Annotated in this window: 27 protein-coding genes; 21 read left to right on the forward strand and 6 right to left on the reverse strand. The window is 44.4% G+C overall.

The genetic code is table 11. The annotated features are described in order from the left end of the window. Positions 1 to 54: 54 nt before the first annotated feature. The 6 genes from RKD52_RS05035 to RKD52_RS05060 all read left to right on the forward strand — a co-directional run bounded on the left by RKD52_RS05035 (position 55) and on the right by RKD52_RS05060 (position 6,892). Entirely contained in the window at positions 55 to 1,497 is a 1,443-nt protein-coding gene (locus RKD52_RS05035) for an o-succinylbenzoate--CoA ligase (RefSeq protein WP_454101143.1), read from the forward strand. Further along, positions 1,490 to 2,599 (forward strand): o-succinylbenzoate synthase, encoded by a 1,110-nt coding sequence (gene menC / locus RKD52_RS05040; RefSeq protein ID WP_454101144.1) that lies wholly within the window; start codon positions 1,490 to 1,492, stop codon positions 2,597 to 2,599. Before RKD52_RS05035 ends, menC begins: the two co-directional genes overlap by 8 nt. A gap of 389 nt (positions 2,600 to 2,988) precedes the next feature. Next, positions 2,989 to 3,915 carry a metal ABC transporter solute-binding protein, Zn/Mn family gene (locus RKD52_RS05045; protein WP_454098897.1) on the forward strand — a complete coding sequence of 309 codons (927 nt, stop codon included), beginning with the start codon at positions 2,989 to 2,991 and terminating at the stop codon, positions 3,913 to 3,915. Positions 3,916 to 3,929: 14 nt separating this feature from the next. Then, positions 3,930 to 4,688: a metal ABC transporter ATP-binding protein gene (locus tag RKD52_RS05050; RefSeq protein WP_454098898.1), complete on the forward strand. Its 759-nt coding sequence runs from the start codon at positions 3,930 to 3,932 to the stop codon at positions 4,686 to 4,688. Positions 4,689 to 4,694: 6 nt separating this feature from the next. Next, a complete protein-coding gene (locus RKD52_RS05055) occupies positions 4,695 to 6,011 on the forward strand; it encodes an iron chelate uptake ABC transporter family permease subunit (protein WP_454098899.1) in 1,317 nt (438 codons plus the stop codon). After that, the gene (locus RKD52_RS05060; protein ID WP_454098900.1) at positions 6,008 to 6,892 is read left to right on the forward strand and encodes a metal ABC transporter permease; all 885 of its coding nucleotides are present in this window, start codon (positions 6,008 to 6,010) and stop codon (positions 6,890 to 6,892) included. Before RKD52_RS05055 ends, RKD52_RS05060 begins: the two co-directional genes overlap by 4 nt. 66 nt (positions 6,893 to 6,958) lie before the next feature. On the opposite strand, the gene RKD52_RS05065 is transcribed toward RKD52_RS05060, so the two are convergent. From RKD52_RS05065 to RKD52_RS05075, 3 genes are all read right to left on the reverse strand, one after another. Next, positions 6,959 to 7,117: a DUF1540 domain-containing protein gene (locus RKD52_RS05065; RefSeq protein WP_454098901.1), complete on the reverse strand. Its 159-nt coding sequence runs from the start codon at positions 7,115 to 7,117 to the stop codon at positions 6,959 to 6,961. A gap of 121 nt (positions 7,118 to 7,238) precedes the next feature. Beyond that, positions 7,239 to 8,282 (reverse strand): cytochrome d ubiquinol oxidase subunit II, encoded by a 1,044-nt coding sequence (locus RKD52_RS05070; RefSeq protein ID WP_454098902.1) that lies wholly within the window; start codon positions 8,280 to 8,282, stop codon positions 7,239 to 7,241. A 27-nt stretch (positions 8,283 to 8,309) separates the two neighbouring features. Continuing rightward, positions 8,310 to 9,662, reverse strand: a complete 1,353-nt coding sequence (locus RKD52_RS05075) for a cytochrome ubiquinol oxidase subunit I (RefSeq protein ID WP_369734509.1) — start codon at positions 9,660 to 9,662, stop codon at positions 8,310 to 8,312. Between the two features lie 180 nt (positions 9,663 to 9,842). On the opposite strand from RKD52_RS05075, the gene RKD52_RS05080 reads away from it, so the two are divergent. Together RKD52_RS05080 and RKD52_RS05085 are read left to right on the forward strand one after the other, a co-directional pair. Beyond that, positions 9,843 to 10,085, forward strand: coding sequence for a type B 50S ribosomal protein L31 (locus RKD52_RS05080; protein ID WP_454098903.1), 243 nt, complete (start codon positions 9,843 to 9,845; stop codon positions 10,083 to 10,085). A 74-nt stretch (positions 10,086 to 10,159) separates the two neighbouring features. Next, positions 10,160 to 11,080, forward strand: coding sequence for a CobW family GTP-binding protein (locus tag RKD52_RS05085; RefSeq protein WP_454098904.1), 921 nt, complete (start codon positions 10,160 to 10,162; stop codon positions 11,078 to 11,080). Between the two features lie 27 nt (positions 11,081 to 11,107). Here RKD52_RS05085 and RKD52_RS05090 read toward each other — a convergent pair whose 3' ends face one another. Together RKD52_RS05090 and RKD52_RS05095 are read right to left on the reverse strand one after the other, a co-directional pair. Further along, the gene (locus RKD52_RS05090; protein WP_454098905.1) at positions 11,108 to 12,175 is read right to left on the reverse strand and encodes a metal ABC transporter solute-binding protein, Zn/Mn family; all 1,068 of its coding nucleotides are present in this window, start codon (positions 12,173 to 12,175) and stop codon (positions 11,108 to 11,110) included. Between the two features lie 121 nt (positions 12,176 to 12,296). Next, complete coding sequence (locus RKD52_RS05095; RefSeq protein ID WP_454098906.1) at positions 12,297 to 13,472, reverse strand: GTP-binding protein; 1,176 nt, start codon at positions 13,470 to 13,472, stop codon at positions 12,297 to 12,299. A 148-nt stretch (positions 13,473 to 13,620) separates the two neighbouring features. Between RKD52_RS05095 and RKD52_RS05100 the strand changes: the two genes are divergently transcribed. After that, positions 13,621 to 14,184 (forward strand): beta-class carbonic anhydrase, encoded by a 564-nt coding sequence (locus tag RKD52_RS05100; protein WP_029278787.1) that lies wholly within the window; start codon positions 13,621 to 13,623, stop codon positions 14,182 to 14,184. Here RKD52_RS05100 and yidD read toward each other — a convergent pair. After that, a complete protein-coding gene (gene yidD, locus RKD52_RS05105; protein WP_454098907.1) occupies positions 14,172 to 14,402 on the reverse strand; it encodes a membrane protein insertion efficiency factor YidD in 231 nt (76 codons plus the stop codon). The genes RKD52_RS05100 and yidD overlap by 13 nt on opposite strands. Positions 14,403 to 14,541: 139 nt before the next feature. Between yidD and RKD52_RS05110 the strand changes: the two genes are divergently transcribed. From RKD52_RS05110 to RKD52_RS05165, 12 genes are all read left to right on the forward strand, one after another. Continuing rightward, the gene (locus tag RKD52_RS05110; RefSeq protein ID WP_369734516.1) at positions 14,542 to 15,015 is read left to right on the forward strand and encodes an S-ribosylhomocysteine lyase; all 474 of its coding nucleotides are present in this window, start codon (positions 14,542 to 14,544) and stop codon (positions 15,013 to 15,015) included. Positions 15,016 to 15,139: 124 nt separating this feature from the next. Continuing rightward, complete coding sequence (locus RKD52_RS05115) at positions 15,140 to 15,961, forward strand: nicotianamine synthase family protein (RefSeq protein ID WP_454098908.1); 822 nt, start codon at positions 15,140 to 15,142, stop codon at positions 15,959 to 15,961. Beyond that, positions 15,958 to 17,220: an opine metallophore biosynthesis dehydrogenase gene (locus RKD52_RS05120; RefSeq protein ID WP_454098909.1), complete on the forward strand. Its 1,263-nt coding sequence runs from the start codon at positions 15,958 to 15,960 to the stop codon at positions 17,218 to 17,220. Before RKD52_RS05115 ends, RKD52_RS05120 begins: the two co-directional genes overlap by 4 nt. After that, entirely contained in the window at positions 17,214 to 18,086 is an 873-nt protein-coding gene (locus RKD52_RS05125) for a DMT family transporter (RefSeq protein ID WP_454098910.1), read from the forward strand. Before RKD52_RS05120 ends, RKD52_RS05125 begins: the two co-directional genes overlap by 7 nt. 96 nt (positions 18,087 to 18,182) lie before the next feature. Beyond that, the gene (nikA, locus tag RKD52_RS05130) at positions 18,183 to 19,742 is read left to right on the forward strand and encodes a nickel ABC transporter substrate-binding protein (protein WP_454098911.1); all 1,560 of its coding nucleotides are present in this window, start codon (positions 18,183 to 18,185) and stop codon (positions 19,740 to 19,742) included. Position 19,743: 1 nt separating this feature from the next. Next, positions 19,744 to 20,688, forward strand: coding sequence for a nickel ABC transporter permease (gene nikB / locus RKD52_RS05135; protein WP_454098912.1), 945 nt, complete (start codon positions 19,744 to 19,746; stop codon positions 20,686 to 20,688). A 65-nt stretch (positions 20,689 to 20,753) separates the two neighbouring features. Further along, positions 20,754 to 21,545: a nickel transporter permease gene (gene nikC / locus RKD52_RS05140; protein ID WP_454101145.1), complete on the forward strand. Its 792-nt coding sequence runs from the start codon at positions 20,754 to 20,756 to the stop codon at positions 21,543 to 21,545. A 20-nt stretch (positions 21,546 to 21,565) separates the two neighbouring features. Beyond that, positions 21,566 to 22,591, forward strand: a complete 1,026-nt coding sequence (locus RKD52_RS05145) for an ABC transporter ATP-binding protein (RefSeq protein WP_454098913.1) — start codon at positions 21,566 to 21,568, stop codon at positions 22,589 to 22,591. Then, positions 22,548 to 23,321, forward strand: coding sequence for an ABC transporter ATP-binding protein (locus RKD52_RS05150; protein ID WP_454098914.1), 774 nt, complete (start codon positions 22,548 to 22,550; stop codon positions 23,319 to 23,321). The genes RKD52_RS05145 and RKD52_RS05150 overlap by 44 nt, the downstream gene beginning before the upstream one ends. 175 nt (positions 23,322 to 23,496) lie before the next feature. Beyond that, a complete protein-coding gene (purU, locus tag RKD52_RS05155) occupies positions 23,497 to 24,348 on the forward strand; it encodes a formyltetrahydrofolate deformylase (RefSeq protein ID WP_454098915.1) in 852 nt (283 codons plus the stop codon). Positions 24,349 to 24,561: 213 nt separating this feature from the next. Then, entirely contained in the window at positions 24,562 to 25,863 is a 1,302-nt protein-coding gene (locus tag RKD52_RS05160; RefSeq protein WP_454098916.1) for an aldehyde dehydrogenase, read from the forward strand. Between the two features lie 145 nt (positions 25,864 to 26,008). Next, positions 26,009 to 26,356: a hypothetical protein gene (locus RKD52_RS05165; RefSeq protein WP_454098917.1), complete on the forward strand. Its 348-nt coding sequence runs from the start codon at positions 26,009 to 26,011 to the stop codon at positions 26,354 to 26,356. Positions 26,357 to 26,380: the final 24 nt, after the last annotated feature.

Raw genomic sequence — 26,380 nt, forward strand, 5'->3', positions numbered from 1 at the left:
TTTTCTTTTATGCAAATTGACCGAAGCTACTAGCATATGAAAGTTGGTGAAAACATGACAACGATGCCAAACTGGCTGATGCAGAGGGCTTTTTTGACGCCTGAACGGATTGCGGTTGCAACGGAGGAAGAAACAGTAACCTTTCATGAGCTGCACAGCCGGACACTCCGCAAAGCAGCCGCCATGCAAGAAAAGGGCATGGGGAAAGGGAGCCGATGTGCGGTTCTCATGAAGAACAGTCTTGATATGGCCGTCACCATTCATGCTCTTGCCTACATTGGGGCACAGGCCATCTTGCTGAATACACGATTAACAGCAGCAGAGCTTGACTATCAGCTGCGTGATTCAGAAGCAGAGTATCTCCTATACCATCATGCCCTGGAGCATCATTGGGAGAAGCCGAGCTGGATATCCATAGACAGCAGAAACCTTGAAAGTTTAACAGAATCTGCTTCCTATGAAAAAACGTTTCATCTTGATGAGACGGCGACCATTATGTATACATCAGGCACAACAGGGAAACCAAAAGGCGTGATGCAGACCTTCGGAAATCATTACTGGAGCGCTTCCGGCTCCTCTTTAAATCTTGGGCTTCATCATGATGACCGCTGGCTTTGTGCGGTTCCTCTTTTTCATATCAGCGGTCTTTCCATCTTAATGAGGGGGATCATTTATGGAATGACCGTTGTGCTTCATGAAACATTTCAGCCTGAAAAGGCAAATAAGGCGATTTTTGAACAAAGGATTACCATTGTATCGGTTGTACAGGCAATGCTGACCCGGATGCTTGAAACGCTTGGTGATGCAAAGTTTCCGGACAGTCTGCGGGTTATGCTCCTTGGCGGTGGTCCGGCGCCCATGCCTCTTTTAAAAGAGTGCAAAGAAAAATCCGTTCCGGTCTATCAGACTTACGGAATGACAGAGACTTCCTCACAAATTGTCACCCTTTCTCCGGAATACAGTTTTTCAAAGCTTGGATCTGCCGGCAAACCTTTGTTTCCGTGCCGGATAAAAATCATGGACAGCGGAGAAGAGTCTCCTCCTATGGCTGAAGGAGAGATTTACGTCCAGGGGCCGAATGTGACAAAGGGCTACTGGAAACGGGAAAGCACGTTTCACGACGGCTTTCTTCCAACAGGCGATATCGGCTATCTTGACGAAGATGGGTTTTTATTTGTATTAGACAGGCGCTCAGATTTAATTGTTTCAGGCGGTGAAAATGTGTATCCGGCTGAAATAGAGGCCGTGCTCCTGTCTCACCCGTCTGTACTTGAAGCGGGAGCAGCGGGGGCAGATGATCCAAAGTGGGGACAGGTTCCTCTTGCATATGTGGTTTTGAAGGAGCATGTGAGCGAAGCTGAACTGCTCTCGTATTGCAGGGAAAGACTTGCAAAATATAAACTTCCTTCCCGCATTTATTTTAGAGACAGCCTGCCGAGAAATGCTTCGAGCAAGCTGATGCGGAGGATGCTTGCGGATGGAGGCAGGCATGATTGATGTCCGGAAAGTGACCCTTCACCATTTGGAGATGAATCTTGTCTCTCCCTTTAAAAACAGCAGAGAAACGGTTGACCGGCGGGAGAGTATTCTGGTTGAACTGGAAGATTCCTCGGGATTCACAGGCTGGGGAGAGGTTGTTGCCTTTTCATCCCCCTGGTATACGGAAGAAACTATCAAGACATGCCATCATATGCTGACCGCTTTTCTGATTCCGGATCTTCTCGGAAAAACGTTCCCGCATCCGGAGGCCTATGCAACATCCCTTCAGTGGATCAGGCGGAACCAAATGGCAAAGGCATCGATTGAATCTGCTGTTTGGGATTTGCATGCGAAGCTTCTCGGCAAGCCGCTGGCAAACATGCTTGGCGGCACAAGAAGCCAGATTGAATCTGGAGTCGTTGTGGGAATGGCACCTGTCTCATCCATGCTTCAGACAATTGAGCAGCGTATCAATGAAGGATATAAAAGAATCAAAGTGAAGATCGAACCGGGGATGGATGTTGAGCTGATTGAAGAAATCAGAACCCGTTTTCCTGACATTCCTCTTATGGCAGACGCCAATTCAGCTTATACACTGAAAGATCTCGAGCATTTAAAAAAGCTGGATGTCTATAATCTGATGATGATAGAGCAGCCGCTTGGCCATGATGATATCATTGAGCATGCGGTCCTGCAGGCTGAGATCAAGACGCCCATCTGCCTGGATGAGAGCATCATCACCTTCAATGATGCGAAAAATGCGATTCAGCTTGGAAGCTGCGGAGTCATTAATATTAAACCAGGACGAGTTGGAGGGCTTGCGGAATCAAAAAAGATCCACGATCTATGTGTCGAAAAAGACATACCTGTATGGGTAGGCGGCATGCTTGAGACTGGCGTTTCAAGAGCACATAATATCGCTTTGGCCTCTCTATCCGGATTTTCAATACCAGGTGATATCTCTGCTTCCTCAAGGTATTGGAAGGAGGATATTATTACACCCGAAGTAAGGGTTGACCAGGGCGTGATTGATGTTCCGGCAGCAGCAGGAATTGGATTTGATATCGACAGGACGAAATTAGAAAAATACCGTACGTTCAAAGAGGAATTTACATTGTAAAATGGTGTTTTCCCCAGGGGAAAATGAAGTTTTTTCAATTGAAATCGGGATTTTCCCGCTTTGCTCATATTTGCGTAATATGATAAAAAGAAAGTGTAGAGTGATTCGGCATCATTCTTAAAAAATACCCTCTCTGCCCTTTTTTAGCCAGCTGTCTTCGGATAGCTGGTTTTTTTGTCGAGAATCTATCATTGACAGAAAGACGTAAATGATTTAAATTTTGCATAAGGGCAAAAAACTTATACTTGTCAACAAATCATGAAACAAGCTAACTTATTGGCACTCAACCTACCTTTCTTTCATATGATGCTTCAGCGAAAGAAAGACTTTTTTTACCTTAAAATTTGCACATGGGAAACATTTGTTGATTGACGAAAAGGAGGATTTCTATGAAAAAAAGATTCAGTATGCTGATTGCGATTTTCATGTTTACGGCAATTATGTCTGCCTGCAGCAAGAGCACAGGTGGAGGGGAAAATGACAAAGTTCAGGTAACGACGACAATTGCTCAGATTGCGGATGTTGCAGCGAATGTCGGAGGCAGCCATGTAGAAGTAACTTCTCTGATGGGACCGGGAATTGATCCCCATTTGTATCAGGCTTCACAGGGAGACATTCAGAAGCTGAATAAGGCTGATATTATTTTTTACAATGGTCTCCATCTGGAAGGCAAAATGGGTGAGATCTTTGAAAAGATGTCAAATGAAAAGCCGACTGTTCCAGTAGCAGAGACGATACCCAAAACGAAATTAATGAGTGATCCGGCCAATAAAAAAGCACATGATCCACATGTCTGGTTTGATATTTCATTATGGATGTACACCGTTGATAAAGTAGAAGATGAGCTGAGCAAGCTTTCTCCTGAAAACAAAGAGGAGTTTGCTGCCAATGCAGCTGCCTATAAAGAGAAGCTTGCAGAAATGGACCAATATGCAAAAGAGCAGGTTCAATCCATTCCTGAAGAGAGAAGAGTTTTGGTTACCGCCCATGATGCATTTGCATACTTTGGGAAGGCATACGGCTTTGAAGTAATGGGCCTTCAGGGACTGAGCACAGATTCTGAATATGGCCTGAAGGATGTTCAAAATTTAGTGGAAGTGCTGACAGAAAGAGAAATTAAGGCTGTGTTCGTTGAGAGCAGCATTTCTGAAAAATCCATTAACGCGGTTGTCGAGGGCTCTAAGAAAAACGGTCATGACGTGAAAATCGGCGGACAGCTTTATTCAGATGCCATGGGAGAAAATGGATCTGAAGAAGGAACGTATCTTGGAATGTTCAAACACAATATCGATACAATCGTTTCGTCATTGAAATAAGGCAGGTGCTAAGTATGAAACCAGTAGCAGTTAACAATTTGACGGTAGCCTATCACCGGAAACCTGTTCTTCAAGAGGTTGGTTTTGAGGTCCCTGAAGGAAAATTGATCGGAATTATCGGTCCAAACGGGGCAGGGAAATCCACGCTGATAAAAGCTGTACTCGGGCTGATCCCTTCAGCCTCGGGAGAAGTTGAAATCTATGGAGATTCATATAAAAAACAGCGTAAGCGGGTCGGCTATGTGCCTCAAAGAGGTTCAGTCGACTGGGACTTTCCGACAAATGCCCTTGATGTTGTGCTGATGGGGCGCTACGGCCATGTGGGCTGGATGAAAAGGCCGGGCAAAATGGACACGGCTTTTGCAAAGGAGTGCCTGAATAAAGTGGGTATGCTGGATTTTGCCGACAGGCAAATCAGCCAGCTTTCAGGCGGCCAGCAGCAGCGTGTTTTTCTTGCAAGAGCCCTTGCACAGGATGCAGACGTTTATTTTATGGATGAACCATTTGTGGGCGTTGACGCAGCAACGGAAAAAGCCATTATCTCTCTTCTTAACGAATTGAAAGCAAGAAAAAAGACGGTGCTGGTCGTGCACCATGATCTGCAGACTGTAGAAGAATACTTTGACTGGGTATTGCTTTTGAACCTGAGGAAAATTGCTTTTGGCCCGACGAGTGAGGTTTTTACAATGGAGAACCTTCAGAAAACCTACGGGGGCAGACTCACTTTCTTGCAGGATCAGCAGGTGCTAGTAGACGAAACCAAACAGGAGTGAAGAACTATGATGGAGGAATTAATCTATCAGCTGCAAAATCAAAATACCCAGTGGGTGCTTGTCGGAACAATGCTCCTCGGTCTTGCAAGCGGAGTCCTTGGCAGTTTCGCTCTTCTTAGAAAACAGAGCCTGATCGGCGATGCGATGGCCCATGCCGCCCTGCCCGGAGTTTGTACGGCCTATCTTCTCTACGGTTCTAAATCATTGCTGTGGTTTCTTGTGGGAGCTGCGGTTTCGGGAATGCTTGCCGCTTGGCTTATCGGGGTCATTATCAAGCACTCAAGAATAAAAGAGGATTCAGCCCTTGGTCTTGTATTGTCCGTCTTCTTCGGGTTTGGAATTGTGCTGCTGACTTATATTCAGCATAACCGGGGCGGAAACCAGAGCGGACTGAGTGATTTTATATTTGGAAAAGCGGCATCGATGGTTGGTCAGGATGTTCTGATTATTACTTGGATTGCAGCTGCCCTGCTCCTTCTTACCGCCATTTTCTTTAAAGAGTTTAAACTTTTGACGTTTGATCCTCAATTCGCAAAAGGAATCGGCCTGCCGACAACATTTCTGAACGGACTGCTGATGGTCCTGATTGTGTGTGCAGTTGTAATCGGCCTCCAGACGGTTGGTGTTATTTTGATGGCGGCCATGCTGATCACTCCGGCGATTGCTGCAAGATACTGGACGGATAAGCTTGGACATATGGTACTAATTGCAGGGCTTATAGGAGGGATCTCAGGTGTTGCAGGGACTCTTCTCAGCACGACAACAGACGGAATGGCGACCGGGCCGCTGATTATTGTTGCAGCGACGATTCTGTTTTTGATATCCCTTGTCTTTGCACCGAAAAGGGGCCTTGTGTCCAAAGCGGTGAAACAGTGGAAATTGAAAAGGAAAACGTCTGTTGAACAGCTTCTTCTCTCTTTTTACGATGTGACGGAGAATGCCGGTGTGAACGGGGCATTTTCCCTCGAAGATGTTCTCAGTAAAAGAAAGGTTTCCCAAAGTCTGATCAATAGATCGGTCAAGGAACTTGAAAAGAAGAAGCAAGTCATGCAGGTCGGGAGCAATCAATGGAGATTGACAGACAGCGGTTTGAAGCATGCTTATGAGCTGACCTTGAATCAGAGGCTGTATGAGATGTATTTGATGCATGAAATGGAGCTTGCTCAGCTTCAGCTTAAAAGCAGGGATGATGTTGATGTCGAGAAAATGTCGTTCGATATGAAGAAGAGGCTGATGAGCCTTCTGAAAGATCACAGCAGAGAGCCCAAACTTCTTCCAAAAACCGCAAATGCTTTAAACAGAAAGGAGTGGCAGGTTCAATGAGTTATGATGCATGGATCCTTTTGACCGGATCGCTTGTGGGCATTACATGTGCGATCATTGGCTGTTTCCTGATTCTCAGACGAATGGCGATGCTCGCTGATGCAATCAGCCACTCTGTTCTGCTTGGCATAGTTGGTGCCTATTTTATTAGCAAGAGTCTTGACGGCGTATCTATGTTTATAGGGGCAGCTGTAGTCGGCCTGCTGACAGCTTTTTTAGTCCAGGTGCTGAATGCAAAAGGGGTTCAGTCCGATGCAGCAATTGGAGTCGTGTTCACATCCCTCTTTGCCGTCGGCGTTATTTTGCTGTCGCTTTTTGGAGGGAATATACATCTTGATGTCGATCATGCATTAATGGGGGAAATCACCTTTATTCCGTGGAATACTCTTACACTTGCAGGAATGGATGTCGGGCCAAAAGCGGTCTGGATGCTTGGTTCGGTCCTTGTGATTAATCTCATTCTGATCGCGCTGTTTTATAAGGAGTTCAAAATAACGTCTTTTGATCCTCAAATGGCAGCCGCGATCGGCATCCCTGTCCTGGTTATGCATTATCTGCAAATGGGGATGCTCTCCATTACAACGGTTGCTTCCTTTGACAGTGTAGGAGCGATTTTAGTGGTCGCGATGCTGATTGTTCCTGCTTCAGCTGCCTATCTGCTGACAGATAAACTGTCGCATATGCTCGTAATCAGCTCAGGTATTGGTGTTTTGTCTGCCGTTCTCGGCTATTGGTCGGCAACTTGGCTGAATGTTTCCATAGCCGGCGCAATGGCAACAGCAGCAGGGGCAATCTTTTTCCTGGCCTTTCTTTTTTCGCCAACACACGGCATGCTTGCAAAATGGCTTGCAAAAAGAAATTTTGCTTCTGCCAGTGAATAAAAATGATTCTCATTATCAATAATAAAGAAAAGGACAGCCGCCAGCTGTCCTTTTCACTAGATCATTTTACAAATCATGAGGTTTAAATGTTTTACAGTCTGTCTCTTCACTGCGTGAAGCCGTGTCGCCTCTATGGCTCACAACATAAATGGCATCAGCCGTACACTGGTTGCCATTGCCCCAGTACTCACAGTTATTTACTTCGCACCTTACTTCTCTTGGCATAAAAATACCCTCCTTTTAATTAAGGTTCATCTGTTAGTTTTGCTTACTTTACTGACTTTCATACGTGAAAAGGGTCAGTCCCGCTCTGCGTTAATCTGTTAACGAGGTGCGGGACTGACCCTCAGCTTTCTTTTTGATCCAAATAGCGTTTGTCTTTCATGAACAGCCGCCAGAAATAGAAGAAGCCAGGGAAAAGGATGAGGAATCCGACGATGTAGGTGATAAAGACGGCATGAAACGTATTCGGGTGTGTAAACCCGTCCTGTATCGTTACATCGGGATAGAGCATGTAAGGCAGATGTGCCCGTCCGTATGCGTAGCTTGCAAGTAAATACTGAATGACTACAGCTACTACAGCGAGCCTTGGGCGCCCGAGCTTTCTTTTATCTTTTTGGGAAGGAAGAAAGAGCGCTCCGCCAGCAATAAGGAACATGGCTACCGAGCCAATCAGGAATGGGAGATATTCCATCATGTTTGTGTAGATCCAGTTAGCTTCATTCCTTAGCGTAAGCATGATCAGAAAGCCCATCACAAGCGAAAGCGGTCCGAGGATCAGGGCATCCCGTCTGTATACTTTATATGCCTCAGGTTCATTCGCCACATTTGAATAATCCGACAGCAGAAGCGAAGAAAGAAATAGCGTGCTCGTAATGGCAAACCCGCTGAATGCATAGGCATTCGGACTTGTGAAAAGTTTATCAAGCTGAAGCTGATGGGCGCCGTCGATTACTTCAATGTAGCCGCCATGTGTAATCGGAAGGACTAAAAGCAGGATTGCCGGTATGATAAAGCCGGAGATCCCTGAAACGTACGTCAGCAGTTTGCCGTATCCTGATTTTGAATAGTGGGAAAAAACGAGAAAACCGCTTCGGATTGCGAGCAGCAGCAGAATGATGCTGCCCGGAATCAAAAGCACAGTGCCCAGGATAAACGTTGCCCCCGGAAAAAAACTGAACAGGGCGACAACAATTGCAACGATAAAAACATTCGTTACCTCCCAGGTTGGCGATAAATAGCGATTGGCAATGTTCGTTGCGTTTGTCCGTTCTTTGTTGATGTAAACCATGGACCAAAATCCCGCTCCAAAGTCCATCGTCGCCATAACAGCATAGATAAAGACAAATCCCCAGACAACCGTAATGGCAAGCAGAGCATCTGTTGTCATCTTTGCAGCGCCTCCTTCGTAATCGTTTTAATAAACACTGACGCCATCTCCGTCTCCTCGCTTATCTAGCTCATTTTCAACCGGATTGCGTTTAAAGTAGTAGACAAGCACAAGAATTACGGCCAGACCCAATATCGCATAAACAAGGGTGAACAAAATAAAGAGCGTGCCAATCTGACCTGAAGCTGTCACCACATCCTCTGTCTTGAGCAGACGGTAAATCACCCAAGGCTGTCTTCCTGTACAAGCGAAAATCCAGCCAAACTCAATTGCAAGCATGGACAGAATACCTGATGGTACAAACAGTACAAGCAGCCATTTCGGAAAATGGGGCCGCTTCAGAATTTTGTACCAGAAAAATCCGATCAGGGAAAGGAGAATCAGCAGGCTTCCGATTCCCACCATGGCATTAAACAGGGTATGGACAAACAGCGGAGGCCAATATTCTTCCGGAAAGTCATTTAATCCAATGACTTCTGTCTCAAAGCTGTTGTCTGCCAAAAAGCTGAGTGCCCACGGAATTTCAATTCCCCATTTGACTTCCTGGGTTTCTCTGTCTGTAAATCCGCCGACAGCAAGCGGAGCATAGCGCTGCGTTTCAAATAGCCCTTCTGCTGCAGCAAGCTTCTCAGGCTGATATTCATGCAGCATCTGGGCAGATTCGTGTCCATTCAAAGCGGTCAAAAATGAGAAAATGCCTCCGACAATCAGCCCCATCATGAGCGCCTTGCGGTGAAACTTGTATAGCCTCTCATTTTTCATGTTTCGGAGCATTTTATACGCAGCAATTGAAGCAATAACAAATGCGCCGGTCATAAATGCAGAAACAACGACATGTCCAGCCGTTACGATGAAGCTTGGATTGAAAAATGCAGCCCAAGGATCAACATCAACGATTTCTCCATTTTCAATCCGGAAGCCCGCGGGAGTCCCTTCAAACGCATGGACATTTGTAATGAGAATCGCAGATGCTGCGGCCCCGATTAAAACAAGTGATACACTGACAATCCTCATTCTCGGGGAAATGCGGTCTGCAGCATACACATAAATGGACATAAACAGCGCCTCCACAAAAAAGGCATAAATTTCAATCTGAAAAGGAAGGGCCATAACCCGGCCGATAACTTCCATGAATCCCGGCCACAGCAAGGCAAGCTGCACGCCTGCAATCGTTCCTGTAGGGATAGCAACACCGAGCAGCACGGCCTGTCCTTTTGTCCACCGTTTTGCCATCACGGCATAATCAGGATCCTTCGTTTTTTGAAAAAGAAGCTCTGCTATTAAAATCATTAGAGGGAGGCCTACACCAAGCGATGCAAAAATAATATGAAAGCCCATTGTCGTCCCGAACAAGGATCTGGCAAGTACGAGATCATCCATCTGTTTTCCGCCTTTCTTTCCCATGGTTGTAACAATCTTTCCTTATTGTCCGCATTTTTCCATAAAATATGCTTAGGATGTTCCTCAAAAGAAATTTCATTTCAGACAGGAGCGTTGACAAATTGCCGGAAAGGGAGTAATATATAAAACGTAATAATTACGATTAAAGGAGTGCTGTAAATGAAACAGGGTATCCATCCGGATTATCATAAAGTTGTATATATGGACACAAACAGCGGTTTTACATTTTTGAGCGGTTCTACTCAAAAATCGAATGAAACAACAGAGTGGGAAGACGGCAATACGTACCCTCTGATCAAACTTGAAATCAGCTCTGATACACATCCATTCTACACAGGGCGCCAGAAATTCGCAGACCGCGACGGACGCGCAGAGCGCTTCAAGAAAAAATACAACATGTAAAAAGGGAGCCCTGGAGCATCATGTTCCAGGGCATCTTTTCTGTATGATAATCTACTGGCAGGGAGGTTTTTTACATGAAAAAAATACCCGTTTATACCATAAGCGGTTTTTTGGGAAGCGGCAAAACAACGCTTCTTGTAAAAATGGCGGATGAGCTGAAAAACAGAGGACAAAAAGTAGGCATTATTTTAAATGAACTTGGCGATGAGAACGTTGAGAAGCATTTATTTAAAGATCAGCAGGTCCATGAGCTGTTAAATGGCTGTATTTGCTGCACCATTCAGGATGATCTTGTGACGACGCTCAAAGCATTTAAAGCAGAGCAGTCTGTTGATGTTCTTCTAATAGAAGGAACAGGAGTGGCGAATCCGCTGGAAATTAAAGACGTGCTTCTTTCTCCGGCACTGTTTGATGACTATGAGCTTCTTTCAATGATCGGAATTGTCGATGCCAGTCATTACCTGGACTACCAGAGCATGTTCTCAAGCTCGAAGGAAATCCGCTCTCTGCTGAAAGAACAGATTATTTCTTCTGATTTGCTGATTCTGAACAAAATTGACCTAGCAGGGGATAAAGACCTGGAAAAAGTAAAGAGAAAAATCCGGAAAACCGTTCCGGAAGATGTAGAAATGTATGATGCATCGTATGGAAACGTACCATTTGAAAAACTGATAGAACAGCGCCATGCTGCCCTGACACTCAGTGAGGGAGCAGGGCACCATCACCACCATCACACTATTGGCACAATTAAAATTGAGAATCCGCAGGTCATGGAGCTTTCGGATCTTGAATCCATCCTGAGAGATATTGATGGACTGATCCGTGCAAAAGGGCATCTAATAGTGGAAGGCACAATGAGGGAGATGCAGTATGCTGCAGGGAAAGCGGTTATATCAAAAGAAAAGGTTGAGAGTGACAAGCCTGTTTTGATCCTGATTGGGCAAAATCTGCCTGCAGAAAGAATACAGAAACTATTTGTAAAAAGACATACATAAAAATCCCGGCCAAGCTGGCCGGGATTTTTATTGAAGAGCAGTCTTTAACGTTTCAAGATTGCGCTTCATAATGCTGAAATAATCTTCTTTATTTTTAGCATCTTCTTCTGAAATAGACTCAAGATTGGATAGTGTCAGGCTTTCTGCGCCAATTTCATTTTTCACAATGTCTGCGATTTTGCTGTTGACGTTATTTTCAAAAATCACATAATTGATCTTGTTTTCTTTAGCTGTTTCAACGATGGTCTGAAGCTGCTTTTGGGATGGCTCCTGTGTTGGAGAAAGTCCTAAAACGCTTATCTGTTCAATGCCGTAGCGACTTTCCCAGTAGCCGTAAGCAGCATGAGAAACCAAGATTTTTTTCTTTTCAGCAGCGTCAATTGTTTCTTTGTAATCAGCATCGAGTTTTTTTAAATCTGTTTTAAGTGTATTAAAATTTTTCTCGAATTCTTCTTTTGATTCCGGATGAAGCTCTGTGAGGCCGTTTTTAATGTTCTCGGCCATTTGGATGGCAAGAGTCGGATCAAGCCAGATGTGAGGATCTTTGTCACCATGATCATGAGCATGCTCTTCCTCATGGGCATGGTCGTCATGTCCCTCTTCAGAAGCTTGTTCTTCCTCATGAGCGTGATCATCATGCCCTTCTTCAGAAGCGTGCTCCTTTTCATGATCATGATCATCATGTCCTTCTTCTTCATCATGCGCTTCTTCGTTATGAGAGGAATCAGCAAGCTCAATTCCTTCGCCGGCTTTGATGATTTTCACATCTTCTGACTGCAGGGTTTCAGTTGCTTTTTCGGCAAATCCTTCAAGTCCGACACCTGAGTAGATAAAAGCATCCGCCTCAGCCATGGCAACCATATCTTTTGTAGAAGGTTCAAATGTATGGGCGTCTGCATTAGCAGGGTACACACTTTCAACCTCTACAGCGTCTCCTCCGATTTTTTCAGCAAAATCCTGAACAGGGAAGATGGTGGTATAAACCTTCAGCTTGTCCTTATCGTCCCCAGTTGTTTCCTTTCCGCTGTCTGCACATCCTGCAAGAGCTGTTCCAAGCAGCAGTGCCATTGCCATTGATAAACCTTTTTTTCTCATTGTAATCTCCTTATATATAAAAATTTCGTTGGTTTCATCATTTCCTATCACATTATATCGTAATACTTACGATTTGAGAACCGTAAATACTCTGATGGAAAAAGAAAAACCATTCTCACAATTATGAAAAAGAAGGAAGCGGATCAAGAAGGGAGGACCAGTCTGATTTCATTTCTTCTTTTATCAGAAGACATTTGTCAAGTGAAGCTTCCACTTCTGTACGTTTAAGGTCAATTCCAATAAAAACAAGTTCTGTCATGCGGTCACCAAATTCTGCGTCCCAGCGCTCAAGCAGTTCAGGCTCTTCCTGAAGGGTTTGAATCCGCGCTTCCTCCGTATAGGCGGCAACCCATTCTCCTGCGCCCTGAATCATGATGGATGTACCTGCCTGGGACAGAAGGCCGGATGTATCATTTCTTGATGCAAGCCAGAAAAAGCCTTTCGCTCTTACGACATCCTGCGGCCAATTCTCAAGCCATGCCATAAACCTCTCAGGATGAAACGGCTTCCGTCTTCTGTAAACAAAGGAAGAAATGCCGTATTCCTCTGTCTCAGGTACATGCTCTTCATTGAGTTCCTTGATCCAGCCGGCGGACTGGCTGGCTTTTTCAAAATCAAAGCTGTTTGTGTCCATAATTTCAGCCAGCGATACATGGCTGAAGGCGGTTTTTATAATCTTTGCATCCGGATTTAATTTTCTCAGTACACCATATAATTCATTTACATCCTCTTCTTCCAGTAAATCAGTTTTGTTCAAGAGTAGAACGTCTGCGAATTCAATCTGGTCGATCAGCAGGTCAATGACTTCTCTTGTATCGTTTTCATCTGTTCCCTGTTTCCGGTCCAGAAGATTTTCACCAGAAGAGAAATCCTCCCAGAAGCGGTTCCCGTCCACAACCGTTACCATTGTATCTAAGCGGCAGAAGGCAGAAAGATCAATGCCTACCTCTTCATCAATATAGGTAAATGTTTGGGCTACAGGCACCGGTTCGCTGATGCCGGATGATTCGATCACGATATAGTCGATGTTTCCTTCCTTCACGAGACGCTCGACTTCAAACATCAGATCCTCGCGAAGAGTACAGCATATGCAGCCGTTTTGCATTTCCACCAGTTTTTCTTCTGTACGGCTGACGCTGTTTTTAATCAGGCTGCCATCAATGTTGATTTCACTCATGTCATTAACGATCACAGCAATGCGCCTGTTTTCTTTGTTCTCAAGAATATGCTTTAAAAGGGTCGTTTTCCCGGCTCCAAGATATCCGCTTAAAACCGTAACGGGAATTTGTTTGCTCATCATAATCCTCCAGCTTTTATAAATAGTAATTATTACGATTTACATCATATAGTAAAACGCGCCTAAAAAACAAGTGTTATGATATAGTAAATAAAAAGCTGTCTATTACATGCAGCCAAACTATACCACTTTGTAAGGAGAATAGCAGATGAGATTGTTAGAAGAAATTATTGAACACAATTCCCAGTTTGTAGAGAAGAAAGACTACGAAAAATATCAGACGACAAAATTTCCTGACAAAAAAATGGTCATTTTAACTTGTATGGATACAAGACTTGTCGAGCTTCTTCCGCAGGCAATGAACGTCAAGAACGGCGATGTTAAAATTGTCAAAAGTGCCGGAGCCATTGTTGCCCATCCGTTTGGAAGCATCATGAGAAGTATTCTTGTAGCTGTTATGGAGCTTGGCGCAGACGAAGTATGCGTGGTCGGACACCATGACTGCGGCATGAGTGCCCTGAATCCGGAGTCATTTCTTGAAAAAGCAAAAAACCGGGGAATTACCCAGGATAAAATCGATACGCTCCGTTATTCAGGAATTCAGCTTGATGATTGGCTGAAAGGGTTTAATAAAGTCGAAGACAGTGTAAAACACAGTGTAGACGTTATCCGCAATCACCCATTGCTTCCGGGTGATGTTCCTGTACACGGTCTTGTGATTGATCCGTCTACAGGAAAGCTTGATTTAGTAGTGGACGGCTACGGAGTCTGATCCTTTTTTTCCGGAACCGGATCAAAGCCCCCGGGATGAAAAGGATGGCACTTCAGGATTCTCTTTACGGTCAGATAACCGCCTTTTAAAGCCCCAAATCGTTTGACTGATTCTAGCCCGTAGTGGGAGCATGTCGGATAAAAACGGCAGGACGGGGGCTTCAGCGGCGACAGGAACTTCTGATAAAAGCGGATCAGTACAATAAACAGCTGTTTCATTTTAATCACCTCTCTGTATGCTTTAAGTATACTGCAAGTGGGAAAAAGTTAAAATTGGAAACACTTATTCAGACAAAATTGATGAATTTTATCGGAATTAATTGTATGATAAAAAGAGACGTAATAAAGGAGTGGTACTATGCCATCAGTTGAAAGCTTTGACCTTGATCATAATGCAGTCGTTGCCCCGTATGTCAGACATTGCGGCGTTCATAAAGTAGGAACAGACGGACTTGTTAATAAATTCGATATCCGCTTCTGCCAGCCGAATAAGCAGGCGATGAAGCCGGATGTGATCCACACACTTGAGCATTTGCTTGCATTCAATATACGCACGCATGCAGAAAAGTACGATCACTTTGATATTATCGACATTTCGCCAATGGGCTGTCAGACCGGCTACTACCTGGTAGTAAGCGGCGAGCCGAAGGTTGAGGAAATTATTGATCTTCTTGAAGATACTTTAAAAGATGCCATCGAAATTACTGAAATTCCTGCAGCCAACGAAAAGCAGTGCGGCCAGGCTAAACTTCATGATTTAGAAGGAGCCAAGCGCCTAATGCGTTTCTGGCTTGATCAGGATAAGAAAGACCTTGCTAAGGTTTTTGGATAAGAACAGAGAACAGTGCCCTGCGTTGCGGGGCGCTGTTTTTTTGAGCCTATTTACCTGATTGACGTTAGAAAGAAGAGAATGATACACTTCAAATCGTAATTATTACGTTTTGAGGAGGGGTAACTTGGAAGACAAGTATACGTTTTTAGTGTCCATAAAAATGCTTTTGCACGAAATAGCAGAGTTATCGGCCTTTATTAAAAAAAGCAGCCCGTGCTGTGAAATGCTGACAGAAAAACTGGACGAACTTTCTGCATTTGTCATGGATGAAAAAAACGAAAAACAATGGCGTTTATGGGAAAGCGATCAGGAGATCAGGAAATATGCCAGCCTTCTGAGAGAAACCTCTTCCGCTGCGGTAGCTGCCCTGGAAAAACATCAATCTGTCTGCATGTCGAAAAGCAATGCAGATATGTCAGGTTATTTTTCCGCGCTTTCATCCGCGGTGAAAATGGATGCAGTCAAGAGCGGAATTTCAAGGGAATCAGAGGTATTCTTTATCGGGTCAGGGGCTTTTCCACTTTCTGCTCTAACCATCGCAAAAGAAACAGGGGCACGGTTAACATGTCTTGATATTGATGAGGAAGCTGTTGAATTGGGCAGGGCAATTGCCGGCCTGTCAGGTTTAAGAGAGAATGTCCGGTTTACAAGCGCACCAGTTTCAGAGCTGCCTGCAATTAAAACAGCCACGCATGTCGTAATAGCTTCCCTTGTGAAGGAGAAAAAGGTCATTATTGAGCAGCTTGCATCCCTTCTTCCGTGTGGAGCAAAAGTTGTTCTGCGGTATGGAAATGGCCTGAAATCTATTTTTAACTATCCCTATTATGATTCGCCGAAGACTGTTTGGAAAACTGAAACGGTTTACCAGGATAAACGTTTCTACGATACGCTGATTCTGACAAAAAAAGTGGAGGCATTGACAGGAAAGGAAGTCGAATATTCATGACCTTTAAATTGAATTCTTTTGGGAACACGCTGATTGCGGGTGCTGGACCGGCAGCCTTTGCCGCTGCGGTCCAAGCTGGAAAAGGAGGGTACTCAAATAAATTGGGTTTAGCCAACCGGGCCGGGGAACATTCTGAACAGCTTCAGGAATACTTTGAACGAAATGGATTTGAAGTGTTCTCCTTATTTGCTCCCCACTTAGATCAAAACTTGAATGGAAAAACCGCCATTCATTATTTTTACCCATCTTTAAGTGAAGTGAACGATTTATGGGAGACGATTATCCTATGTACGCCAAGTCATACATACATTGAAGTTTTAAAAGAGTTAAACATAAAGAATCTGAAAAGGACAAAACGAGTGGTTCTTCTTTCTCCGGGAATCGGCTCTGCTTCAACGATCATCGAGCAGCTGGCATTAGAATTAGAAGTTATCAGCCTGTCTGCTTATTATGCCGCGACGAAGTTTTCAGCGGAAGACCCGTTCACAGCTTACACAAAAGCTGTGAAGAAAAAAGTCTATGTAGGGTCCTCATACAAAAACAGCAGCTTTTCGTCTGTCATGGCTGATTTTATAAGAAGTATCGGTCCGCAGGCAGAAATTCTTTCATCTACCGTTGAAGCCGAGGCAAGAAGCATAACAACCTATGTTCATGCGCCATTATTCATGAACCCTGTTGCGTTGGGAGAGATTTTGAGAGAAGACAAGTCTGTTAAATCTATGTACAAGCTATATCCGGAAGGGCCAATTAGCCAGCACGCGATAAAAGCTATGAACGGTCTTTGGAAAGAGCTTTCCGAAGTTGCTGCCTTTTTAGGGGCAAAGCCTATTAACCTTTTGGAATTTTTAAATGATGATAACTATCCAGTACACGAATACACTCTCTCAAGAAATGATATCTGCCAGTTCCCGTCGTTTAGTCCGGAGAAGCAGGAATATTTGCTGTACATCAGATACACGGCTATTCTGATAGATCCTTTTTCCGCTCCAGATGAGAATGGAACGTACTTTGATTTTTCAAAAGTGCCGTTTGCCCAAGTGAGACGGTCCCGGTCAGGAAAATGGGTGCTTCCAAGAGTTCCGCTTGAAGATTACCATAAGCTGAAACTGGTGACTGAACTTGCTGTTAAGGCAGGCATTTCTATGCCTGTGGCTCATTTGTTGCTGAGGACGTTTGAAGAGGAAACAGCACGATTCAGTGAAACACAACGTGAAGCGTTTGAAAACTATGATCCTGAAGGAAGAAGAGAAACATGCTGAAAAATGGAGTCATGCTTGCGGTTTTATCCTCACTCGTTTTCAGTGTGATGAATGCCCTTGTTAAAGCGGTCAGCCTGAATATTCCTGCTTCAGAAATCATGTTTTTCAGAAGCTTGATCGGCACTGTCATCATTTTTGTGATGATGAGGCAAAGCAAAACCGCCTTTTCAAAAAAGGGCGTGCCCATGCTCTTTGTAAGGGGGATGCTCGGTGCAATGTATCTATATGCTTACTTTTTCACCATTTCAAAAATACCGCTTGCTGATGCAAGTATTCTTGCACACTTATCAACCATTTTTGTCTTTTTCCTTTCAGCGGTTTTTTTAAAGGAAAAAGTCTCAAAATCAACCTTTTATGTTCTTCCCCTTGTTTTTTTGGGAGCAATACTCTTGATTAAGCCGTTTCAATTCTCGTCTTTTTCAGTCTATGCCCTTATAGGTGTATTAAGTGCCCTGTTCGCTGCAGGAGCAGCAACATCTATTCGGTATCTCAGCAAAACACATCCGTCCTATGAAATTGTTTTTTATTTCCTCGCAACCGGAACGGTTCTTTCCATTCCTCTCATGTGGAACGAATTTGTTATGCCGTCACTGATTGAAGGCTTTTACTTGCTTTGTATTGGCGTTGTGTCCCTTCTTGGCCAAATTTTCCTGACGAAAGCTTTCACCCATGAAAATATTGTTGTTGTGGAAATGACCAGGTATATAGGAATTGTCTTCAATGCATTGTGGGGCTTTTTATTCTGGTCAGAGATACCGGATGCACTCACCATTTCAGGCGGTATCTTGATTGTTGCTTCATGTGTTCTGCTGTCTATGATGAAAAGAAGAACGGCTGTGGTGCAGGGGCGCTCGTCTTCTGTTTAGAAAAATAGGCATTGACCGATGTTGAAGAAGCTAGTAATATTTACTAATGTAAATCGTAATTATTACGAATTAAATCAATCAAGGGTGGTAGATGTGATGAAATCGTTTAGTGGTTCAAAAAGCTTGATTGCTATTTTAATAGGCTTATGTATTCTTGCAGCTGCAGGATGCTCTGCTGAAAAGAGCCAGGCTGATCCTGAAAAAGAAGAAAAGGATAAAAAGGTATCGATGATCTTCAGCTTTAAGTCGCCTAATATGGATCCTCACACAGGATTTACCCCAATCCGTGCAGGCGTGACAGAGACGCTTCTTAAGCTTGACGAAAATTCTAAGATCGAAGGCTGGCTCGCTGAAAAATGGGAGACAGAAGATAATGTGAACTGGACATTCACGATCCGTGATGAGGTTACGTTTCAGGACGGCAGGAAACTTGATGCCGAGGCGGTGAAGTCCTCCATCGAAAGAAGTATTGCTGTAAACGAATCACTTGGGGCTTCGCTGAAGATTAAATCCATGGAAGCAAGTGGACAAACACTTTCAATTACTACAGAAGAACCCTACCCTGCTCTGCCTTCAGAGCTCGTCAATCCCTATGTTTCAATTGTGAACACAGAAGCTGAAAAAGAAATGGGAGAAGAAGAATTCAACAATGCACCAGTAGGTACTGGTCCATTCAAAGTCAAAAAATTCATTTCAAATCAAGAAGTTCAGGTTGAAAAATTCAACGGATACTGGGCCGGAGAACCTAAGCTCAGTGAAGCAGTTATCAAATTCAATGAAGATGCCAACGTAAGATCCCTTGCTTTTCAATCGAAAGAGGCAGATATCGTCTACAATCTTCCGGCAGAAGGCATCGAGCCAATTGAAAAAGATAAAGAATTGAAGGTTGAATCGGTTCCTGGCCTTCGGGCGCATTTTATTTTATACAATCAGCAAAGCCCTAAAGTGTCAGATGCTAAAGTGAGAGAAGCACTTGATTTGCTCCTTGACCGCAAAAGCGCTGCAGAGGACATTATGCTTGGACACGGGATTCCTGCAAATGGCCCGTTCAACAGCACCCTTCCATTTGGTATAAAGGATGAAGTGAAAGCAGTGGATGTTGATAAAGCCAAAGAACTGCTTGCTGAAGCAGGCTACAAAGAGAATGGCCAGGGGAAAATGGAAAAAGACGGACAGCCCCTCAAGCTTGAACTCATTACGTATAAAGCACGTCCGGAACTTCCGCTTATCGCACAGCTTCTGCAGTCAGATGCAGCAAAAGCAGGAATTGATATTGAAATTAAAAATGTTGAAAATGCAGATACACACCTTGCCGAAAATAAAGACTGGGATCTAGCTACATACAGCAACAATACGTCTCCCCGGGGAGATGGGAGCTACTTCCTGAATACAGCCTTTACGGAAACAGGTGCTTTAAACGCAGGCAAAATTTCGATCCCGGAACTGAATGAACTGATTAAAGAACTGAATACAACCACCGATTTAGATAAAAGAACACAGCTGACAAGGGATGCAGCAGGAATCATCAACAAAGAATTCGCACACAGCTATGCCGTTTATCCAAACATTCTGGTTGGGGTAAACGAGCGGGTTCAAAACTTTAATCCCACGGCTGAGGAGTATTATATCTTAACTCATACAATGGATGTGAAGTAACATGCTTCCTCTTATAAAACAGCGTGTGATTCAGCTGGTTCTCGTCATCTTCATTTTGTCTGTTTTTACATTCGGACTTATGAAGCTTGCTCCGGGTGATCCGGTAATGATGATATTAAACGCTGATGAAATGATGGTAACAGATGCTGATCAGGCTGAGCTCAGAAAAGAGCTTGGCTTTGATGAGCCCCTATTTGTTCAGTACGGGAAGTGGATGTTTGGGCTGCTTCAGCTAGATCTTGGAAAGTCCTACATGAGCGGTAATCCAGTCTGGGACGAACTGATGAAGCGCTTGCCAATCACGTTGGAGCTTGCAGGGGGAGCTTTGCTCGTCATGGTTGCCATTGCTCTTCCGCTCGGTATTGCAGCGGGGCGGTTTCCCGGAAAATGGCCTGATCACCTCAGCAGAGTTCTTGCGCTGATTGGAGCATCAATTCCAAGCTTCTGGCTTGGGCTGATGCTTATTTACGTTTTCGCCTTTAAGCTTCAGCTGCTGCCTTCGAATGGATTTGGAGAGTGGTCTCAATCCATTTTGCCCTCATTTGCTTTAGGGTTTTCACTTGCAGCTGTTTATGCAAGATTATTGCGCTCGGGTTTAATGGAAAGCTATTCCGAAGATTATGTCCGGGCAGCAAGAGCAAGAGGGGTGAAAGAATGGCGCATTCTGTGGGTTCATGCTATCAGGGCTGCGCTATTGCCTGTCATGACGGTGCTTGGCCTGAGTATGGGAAGTCTTCTTGGAGGAGCAGTCGTTATTGAAATCTTATTTTCATGGCCCGGGCTTGGAAGTATGGCGGTCGATGCCATTTTTGCCCGTGATTACCCAGTCATACAGGGATATGTATTACTGACAGGAGTTTTTGTTGTAGCAATGAATCTGATGACAGATCTTTCGTATTTTCTCATTGATCCCCGGATCAGAAGAGGAAAGGAGGCAGCGAAATGAATCCTTTTCCGCAGGTGAAAAAAAACATCCGCCAACTGCAGCGAAGCATTTCTTCAGGCAGATTAATGATCATGGCAGGAGCAGCTTTGCTTGTCTTCATTGCCGTTCTTTCGATTGCGGGTCCACTGCTGGTTCCAAATGACCCCTATACAGCAAATATGGGGGAACGTTTTGCTTCTCCAAGTCTGCAATACCCTTTAGGAACAGATAATCTTGGCAGGTGCATTTTTACAAGATTAATGGTGGGGGCAAAAGCAACTCTCGGCATCACAGCGCTCGTTGTGGCAAGTGTTCTTTGTATCGGTCTCCCCCTTGGTCTTCTGTCGGGGTATGCAGGGGGGAGGTTTGATGCTTTTCTCATGAGAACGGCAGACGGGCTTCTTGCCCTGCCGGAATTTATTCTGGCGATTGCCATTGCCGGATTTATGGGTCCAAGTCTTACAAATTTAATGATTGCTGTTGTCGCAGTGAAATGGATCACCTACACCCGCTTAGTAAGGGGCATTGTGATTTCGGAAAAGGAAAAAGAGTACATTCTTGCCGCAAAGGTTGGAGGATGCTCTGACTGGAAGATTCTTAGAAGGCATATACTGCCTCACATTCTGTCGCCGGTTCTCATACTCGCAGCACTGGATATTGGGAAAGTGATTTTGATTATCTCATCTTTATCATACATAGGCCTCGGTGCACAGCCCCCCAACCCTGAATGGGGAGCCATGCTGAATGACGGCAGGCCTTATTTTCAAACGTACCCGGAATTGATGATTTATCCCGGTCTTGCCATCTTTCTGGTTGTTTTATCATGCAACTTAATAGGGGAAGGCCTGAGAGACCGGCTTGATGTAAAAAGCAGGTAGGCCAGGAGGTGAAAAGAGCATTGAACGCACAGAATGATAAAACAGTGTTAACCGTAAGCAACCTTTCAATAGCACTAACGAATAAACATGAGAGCAGAATTCTTGTAAAAGATTTAAATCTCAAGATCAAGGCAGGAGAAATGATTGGACTTGCAGGAGAAAGCGGCAGCGGGAAGAGTATGACAGCAGCAGCTGTACTGGGTCTGCTGCCTCCTTCTGTCCATCTATCAAAAGGAAGCATCTTTTTTTCCGGAAATGATTTAACAGCCATGAAAGAAAAAGAAATGCAGAAGATAAGAGGAAAAGATGTGACGTACATTTTCCAAAACTATCAAGGAAGTTTTTCGCCTTTTCTTAAAATTGGCAGACAGCTTGTCGAAGCGATTAAATCTCACCGTCAAGTAAGTAAAGCGAACGCTGAAGAGGAGATTCTTTACTGGCTGGATCGGGTGAAGCTTCCTGCAGAAAGAACGTTTAATAGCTATCCCCATCAGCTCAGCGGAGGACAGCTGCAAAGAGCAGCACTTGCGTCATCGCTGATGATGAAACCTTCACTGATCATTGCAGACGAGCCGACAACGGCCCTTGATGTTTTGACTGGTGAATCGATTCTTCAGCTGCTTGCTGACCTTCAAAGAGAAGTAAACTGTGCGGTTCTCCTTATATCACATAATCTGAATCATTTGTTGAAACGGACAGACAAGATGATGATCATGTACGGTGGGAGAATCGTTGAGCATGGCCCAACAGAGATGATCGCTTCAGAACCCGCGCATCCTTATACGAAACTTTTATTAAGCACACAGCCTAAACTTGCGGGAAGTGTACCCAGAAGATTGCCAAGTATTGAAGGCGAGCCTGGTCTTTCAGCTGAAACAGGATGCCCGTTTGCCCTTCGCTGTCCGGAAGTGATGCCGGAGTGCATGACATTTCCTTCGTTTCAGGAAAAGAGTGTTCATCATTGGTCTTCTTGTCATGCGGACATGAAAGGAGAGAAGACAGGTGCTGACAGTCAGCCGGATCACAAAGTTTTACAGGGATCATAACGTTCTTAAAGACGTTTCTCTCACTGTTCAGGAAGGGAAGTGCCTCGGGCTGATAGGCGAAAGCGGTAGCGGCAAAAGTACGCTTGCAAAGCTGATAGTGGGACTTGATTCAGCTGACAGCGGAGAGATCACAATAAACGGAATTGTGCTGAGGGAACAAAAGGGAAAATATCTTAAGAAAATAAGGCGTCACATTGGGGTTGTATTTCAGGATTCTCATGCTTCACTGAACCCCAAACTGCCTATTTGGAAAACGGTCGCAGAGCCGCTTGAAAACTATCCGGAAGCTGTTCCTGCTTACTTATTTGACGTAAAAGCGGACAGAAAAAAAATGGCGCTGCACCTTATAAAAAAAGTTGGCTTGAGCGAAAGGCACCTGGATTGTTACCCGCATCAGCTCAGCGGTGGCCAGAGACAGCGCGCAGCCATTGCCCGGGCAATCAGCATTGAACCAAAACTTCTCATCTTGGATGAACCAACGTCAAGCCTTGATGTATCTGTTCAGGCGCAAATATTGAACCTGCTCAAGGAGCTGAAGGAAGAGCTCGGCATGTCATTTCTGTTTATCTCCCACGACATAGCTGCCGTCCGGTTTATGAGCGATCAAATCTGTGTGTTGAAGGACGGTAATCTGCTTGATGTCTTTTCTCCAGCAGAGCTCTTTGAGGACAAACGTCACCCATACACAAAGCAACTTGCAGATGCTGGTTACTGCCGGTCTTTCACCTGATGATCAGGGGTTAAGGGCCGTTAGTAGATGTCGTATCTCTAGGAAATAAGTATTTCAGAAAAGAAGCTGATGTCAGGTAAAGACGTTGCTTAAAAACGGTCGATTCGTTATACTGTTCACATTGATTATACATATGTCCGTACGGTGAGCACATGCGGGCCGAGGAGGATTCAGTGTGATAGGAAGATTATTGATTTCATGTGAGGACCGCCCGGGTATTGTTGCAGCGGTTTCACGTTTTTTAGCTGATGAGGGAGCCAACATTATTCACTCGGATCAGCATTCTACCGACCCGGTCGGCGGTCTTTTTTTTATGAGAATTGAATTTCAGCTTCATGGCATTGAAGATCAGATAAGTGAACTGAGAAACCGGTTTGAGCAGACGGCAGCGGCGTTTCAAATGAAATGGCGGATGTCCTGCGCGAGTGATAAAAAGAAGATCGCCATCTTTGTTTCAAAAGAAGATCACTGTCTTCAGGATCTGCTGCAGCGGTACCGCCTCGGCGAACTTGCTGCAGAAATAGCCATGATTGTCAGCAACCATAATGAAATGCGGGAAATTGTTGAGCCGTTCGGAATTCCTTATCACCATGTGCAGGCAACGAAGGAAACAAGAGAAGAGGCGGCAAAAACACATCTTGAACTTTTGGAAGATGCAGGTGTGGATACCATTGTTCTGGCGAGATATATGCAGATTATTCCCCCTGTTATGATTGAACGTTTTAAGAACCGGATTATTAACATTCATCATTCATTCCTGCCTGCCTTTGTTGGAGGCAAACCTTATAATCAAGCCTATGACCGCGGCGTGAAAATTATCGGGGCAACCGCCCATTATGTAACAGAAGAGCTTGACCAGGGTCCGATCATTGAGCAGGATGTCGAGCGTGTAAGCCACAGATATCAGATTAAGGATCTGAAACGGGTTGGAAGAGACGTTGAAAAGCTTGTGCTGTCACGCGCTGTCGGTTGGCATCTGGATGATAAGGTACTCGTTTATGAAAATAAAACGGTAGTATTTCCCTGAAAAACTAACGAAAGATCAGTCGATTGCAGACTGGTCTCTTTTTTTTGCTGTTTTCGCATTAATTTGAATACGGGCCCTGAGCAAAGTAATTGACCCTATTCTTCAAGAGGAGTATCGTTGTCTGCGTTAACTTCTATACAGTTCATATTCTGTTTTGCAGAGCTGCTAAAGAAAGAATGCTTCAAAAAATAGACCCATGAAGGAGAATGCGATATGGAAAACTATCAAGAACTTACAGCAAAACAACAGTCATTTTTCCGAAGCGGGAAAACGAAGGATGTTCAATTCCGAATCCAGACACTGACTAAACTGAAAGAGCTTATTATAAGCAATGAACAGGAGATTCTTGACGCCTTGAAAGCTGATCTGAATAAACCTGAAATTGAAGCGAAGCGCGCAGAGATAAGCCTTGTTTTGAGTGAAATAGATTTTATGGCCGAGAATGTAACCTCCTGGTCTGCACCGAAGAAAGCAGATACCCCGTCTACACATGAAGGGGCAGAAAGCTTTATCTTATCAGAACCGTATGGATCAGCACTTATTATTGCCCCTTGGAACTATCCATTCCAGCTTGCCGTCAATCCGCTTGCTGGCGCGGTAGCAGCGGGAAACTGTGCGGTGCTGAAACCTTCTGAGCTTACACCACGCACATCAGGACTTTTGGCAAAGCTCATTAATGACAACTTCCCGGAGGAATATTTGCGAGTGGTAGAAGGGGAAGTCGAAACGAGTACAGCTCTGTTAAAAGAGAAATTTGACTATATTTTCTTTACCGGCAGTACAGGAGTGGGGAAAATTGTCGCAAAAGCAGCCGCAGAGCATTTAACGCCTGTGACACTTGAACTCGGAGGCAAAAGTCCGGCTATTGTCCACGACGATGCTGATTTGGATCAGGCGGCTGCACGAATTGCCGGAGGGAAATTCATGAATGCCGGCCAAACATGCGTGGCACCCGACTATATTTTAGTAAAGAGCGAAGTGAAAGATCAGCTGATAGCGAAGATAAAAGAAGCTATTACAAAGACATATGGCGAAAATGTGCCGGGAGATGAGTATCCGCATGTGGTAAGTGAAAGACACTTTGACCGGCTGCAAGCATTCCTGGAAAGCGGAAACGCAGTTGCAGGAGGCAAATCCGACAAATCACGTTTATTCATTGAACCGACAATTCTTGACAATGTTTCTTGGGAAGATTCTGTAATGCAGGATGAAATCTTTGGGCCCATCCTGCCTGTTCTTGTATACGATGAACTTCCGGAGGCCATTGAAATGATTGCCGAGCGCCCAAAACCGCTGGCTCTGTATCTTTTCTCTGAAAATGAAAACATTCAAGATAAAGTGCTGCATAACCTGTCATTCGGCGGCGGTGCAATCAACGATACCATCAGCCACATGACGTCTCATTACCTCCCATTCGGCGGTGTTGGAGACAGCGGCATGGGTGCCTACCACGGCCGAGCGAGCTTTGATACGTTTACACATTCTAAGAGTATTCTTAGACGCTCCTTTAAGTAATGTTTATAGACAAAAGTACCTCAAGCCTGCAGAGAGAAATATATTCCTCTGCAGGCTTTTCATTTAGATATAGAAAATGTATAATGATTATAAATCGTATTTATTACGATTTGGGTTGACTCTCATCGAAACCGGGGTGCTGAGATTGAATGAAAAAGGAATGAACGTCCTTGCAAAGGGAATCATTGCAGGTCTATCTGAGACGAAACGAGCAGTTTATCAATATATAGAGAGCAGAGAAGATGAACTTGCGTCTCAATGCGAAACAAAAGAACAATTTCTGAACATGCTCGTAAAAGTGTCGCCTTATCATGAAGCAGCGAACAGATTTAGTATAAGTGCTGAAGAAGTTTACCGGCTGATGAAGGAAACAGAAGCCGAAATCAACAAAAAGCTAGAACAGAAACTGAGTACTTATAAATGGATCGACTGTACAGAGCGAATGGAAAATGGATCAGAAAACAACAAAAAGCATTACCTCTTTTTAGCATAAATGTGCGGAAACAGTATGGTTCTT

Source organism: Metabacillus sp. SLBN-84 (assembly GCF_053629595.1).

Excerpts from the sequence above, each read along its gene's own strand:
- RKD52_RS05035 (WP_454101143.1), top strand. The coding sequence starts at position 55 with ATGACAACGATGCCAAACTGGCTGATGCAGAGGGCTTTTTTGACGCCT.
- menC (WP_454101144.1), top strand. The coding sequence starts at position 1,490 with ATGATTGATGTCCGGAAAGTGACCCTTCACCATTTGGAGATGAATCTT.
- RKD52_RS05045 (WP_454098897.1), top strand. The coding sequence starts at position 2,989 with ATGAAAAAAAGATTCAGTATGCTGATTGCGATTTTCATGTTTACGGCA.
- RKD52_RS05050 (WP_454098898.1), top strand. The coding sequence starts at position 3,930 with ATGAAACCAGTAGCAGTTAACAATTTGACGGTAGCCTATCACCGGAAA.
- RKD52_RS05055 (WP_454098899.1), top strand. The coding sequence starts at position 4,695 with ATGATGGAGGAATTAATCTATCAGCTGCAAAATCAAAATACCCAGTGG.
- RKD52_RS05060 (WP_454098900.1), top strand. The coding sequence starts at position 6,008 with ATGAGTTATGATGCATGGATCCTTTTGACCGGATCGCTTGTGGGCATT.
- RKD52_RS05065 (WP_454098901.1), bottom strand. The coding sequence starts at position 7,117 with ATGCCAAGAGAAGTAAGGTGCGAAGTAAATAACTGTGAGTACTGGGGC.
- RKD52_RS05070 (WP_454098902.1), bottom strand. The coding sequence starts at position 8,282 with ATGACAACAGATGCTCTGCTTGCCATTACGGTTGTCTGGGGATTTGTC.
- RKD52_RS05075 (WP_369734509.1), bottom strand. The coding sequence starts at position 9,662 with ATGGATGATCTCGTACTTGCCAGATCCTTGTTCGGGACGACAATGGGC.
- RKD52_RS05080 (WP_454098903.1), top strand. The coding sequence starts at position 9,843 with ATGAAACAGGGTATCCATCCGGATTATCATAAAGTTGTATATATGGAC.
- RKD52_RS05085 (WP_454098904.1), top strand. The coding sequence starts at position 10,160 with ATGAAAAAAATACCCGTTTATACCATAAGCGGTTTTTTGGGAAGCGGC.
- RKD52_RS05090 (WP_454098905.1), bottom strand. The coding sequence starts at position 12,175 with ATGAGAAAAAAAGGTTTATCAATGGCAATGGCACTGCTGCTTGGAACA.
- RKD52_RS05095 (WP_454098906.1), bottom strand. The coding sequence starts at position 13,472 with ATGAGCAAACAAATTCCCGTTACGGTTTTAAGCGGATATCTTGGAGCC.
- RKD52_RS05100 (WP_029278787.1), top strand. The coding sequence starts at position 13,621 with ATGAGATTGTTAGAAGAAATTATTGAACACAATTCCCAGTTTGTAGAG.
- yidD (WP_454098907.1), bottom strand. The coding sequence starts at position 14,402 with ATGAAACAGCTGTTTATTGTACTGATCCGCTTTTATCAGAAGTTCCTG.
- RKD52_RS05110 (WP_369734516.1), top strand. The coding sequence starts at position 14,542 with ATGCCATCAGTTGAAAGCTTTGACCTTGATCATAATGCAGTCGTTGCC.
- RKD52_RS05120 (WP_454098909.1), top strand. The coding sequence starts at position 15,958 with ATGACCTTTAAATTGAATTCTTTTGGGAACACGCTGATTGCGGGTGCT.
- RKD52_RS05125 (WP_454098910.1), top strand. The coding sequence starts at position 17,214 with ATGCTGAAAAATGGAGTCATGCTTGCGGTTTTATCCTCACTCGTTTTC.
- nikA (WP_454098911.1), top strand. The coding sequence starts at position 18,183 with ATGAAATCGTTTAGTGGTTCAAAAAGCTTGATTGCTATTTTAATAGGC.
- nikB (WP_454098912.1), top strand. The coding sequence starts at position 19,744 with ATGCTTCCTCTTATAAAACAGCGTGTGATTCAGCTGGTTCTCGTCATC.
- nikC (WP_454101145.1), top strand. The coding sequence starts at position 20,754 with ATGATCATGGCAGGAGCAGCTTTGCTTGTCTTCATTGCCGTTCTTTCG.
- RKD52_RS05160 (WP_454098916.1), top strand. The coding sequence starts at position 24,562 with ATGGAAAACTATCAAGAACTTACAGCAAAACAACAGTCATTTTTCCGA.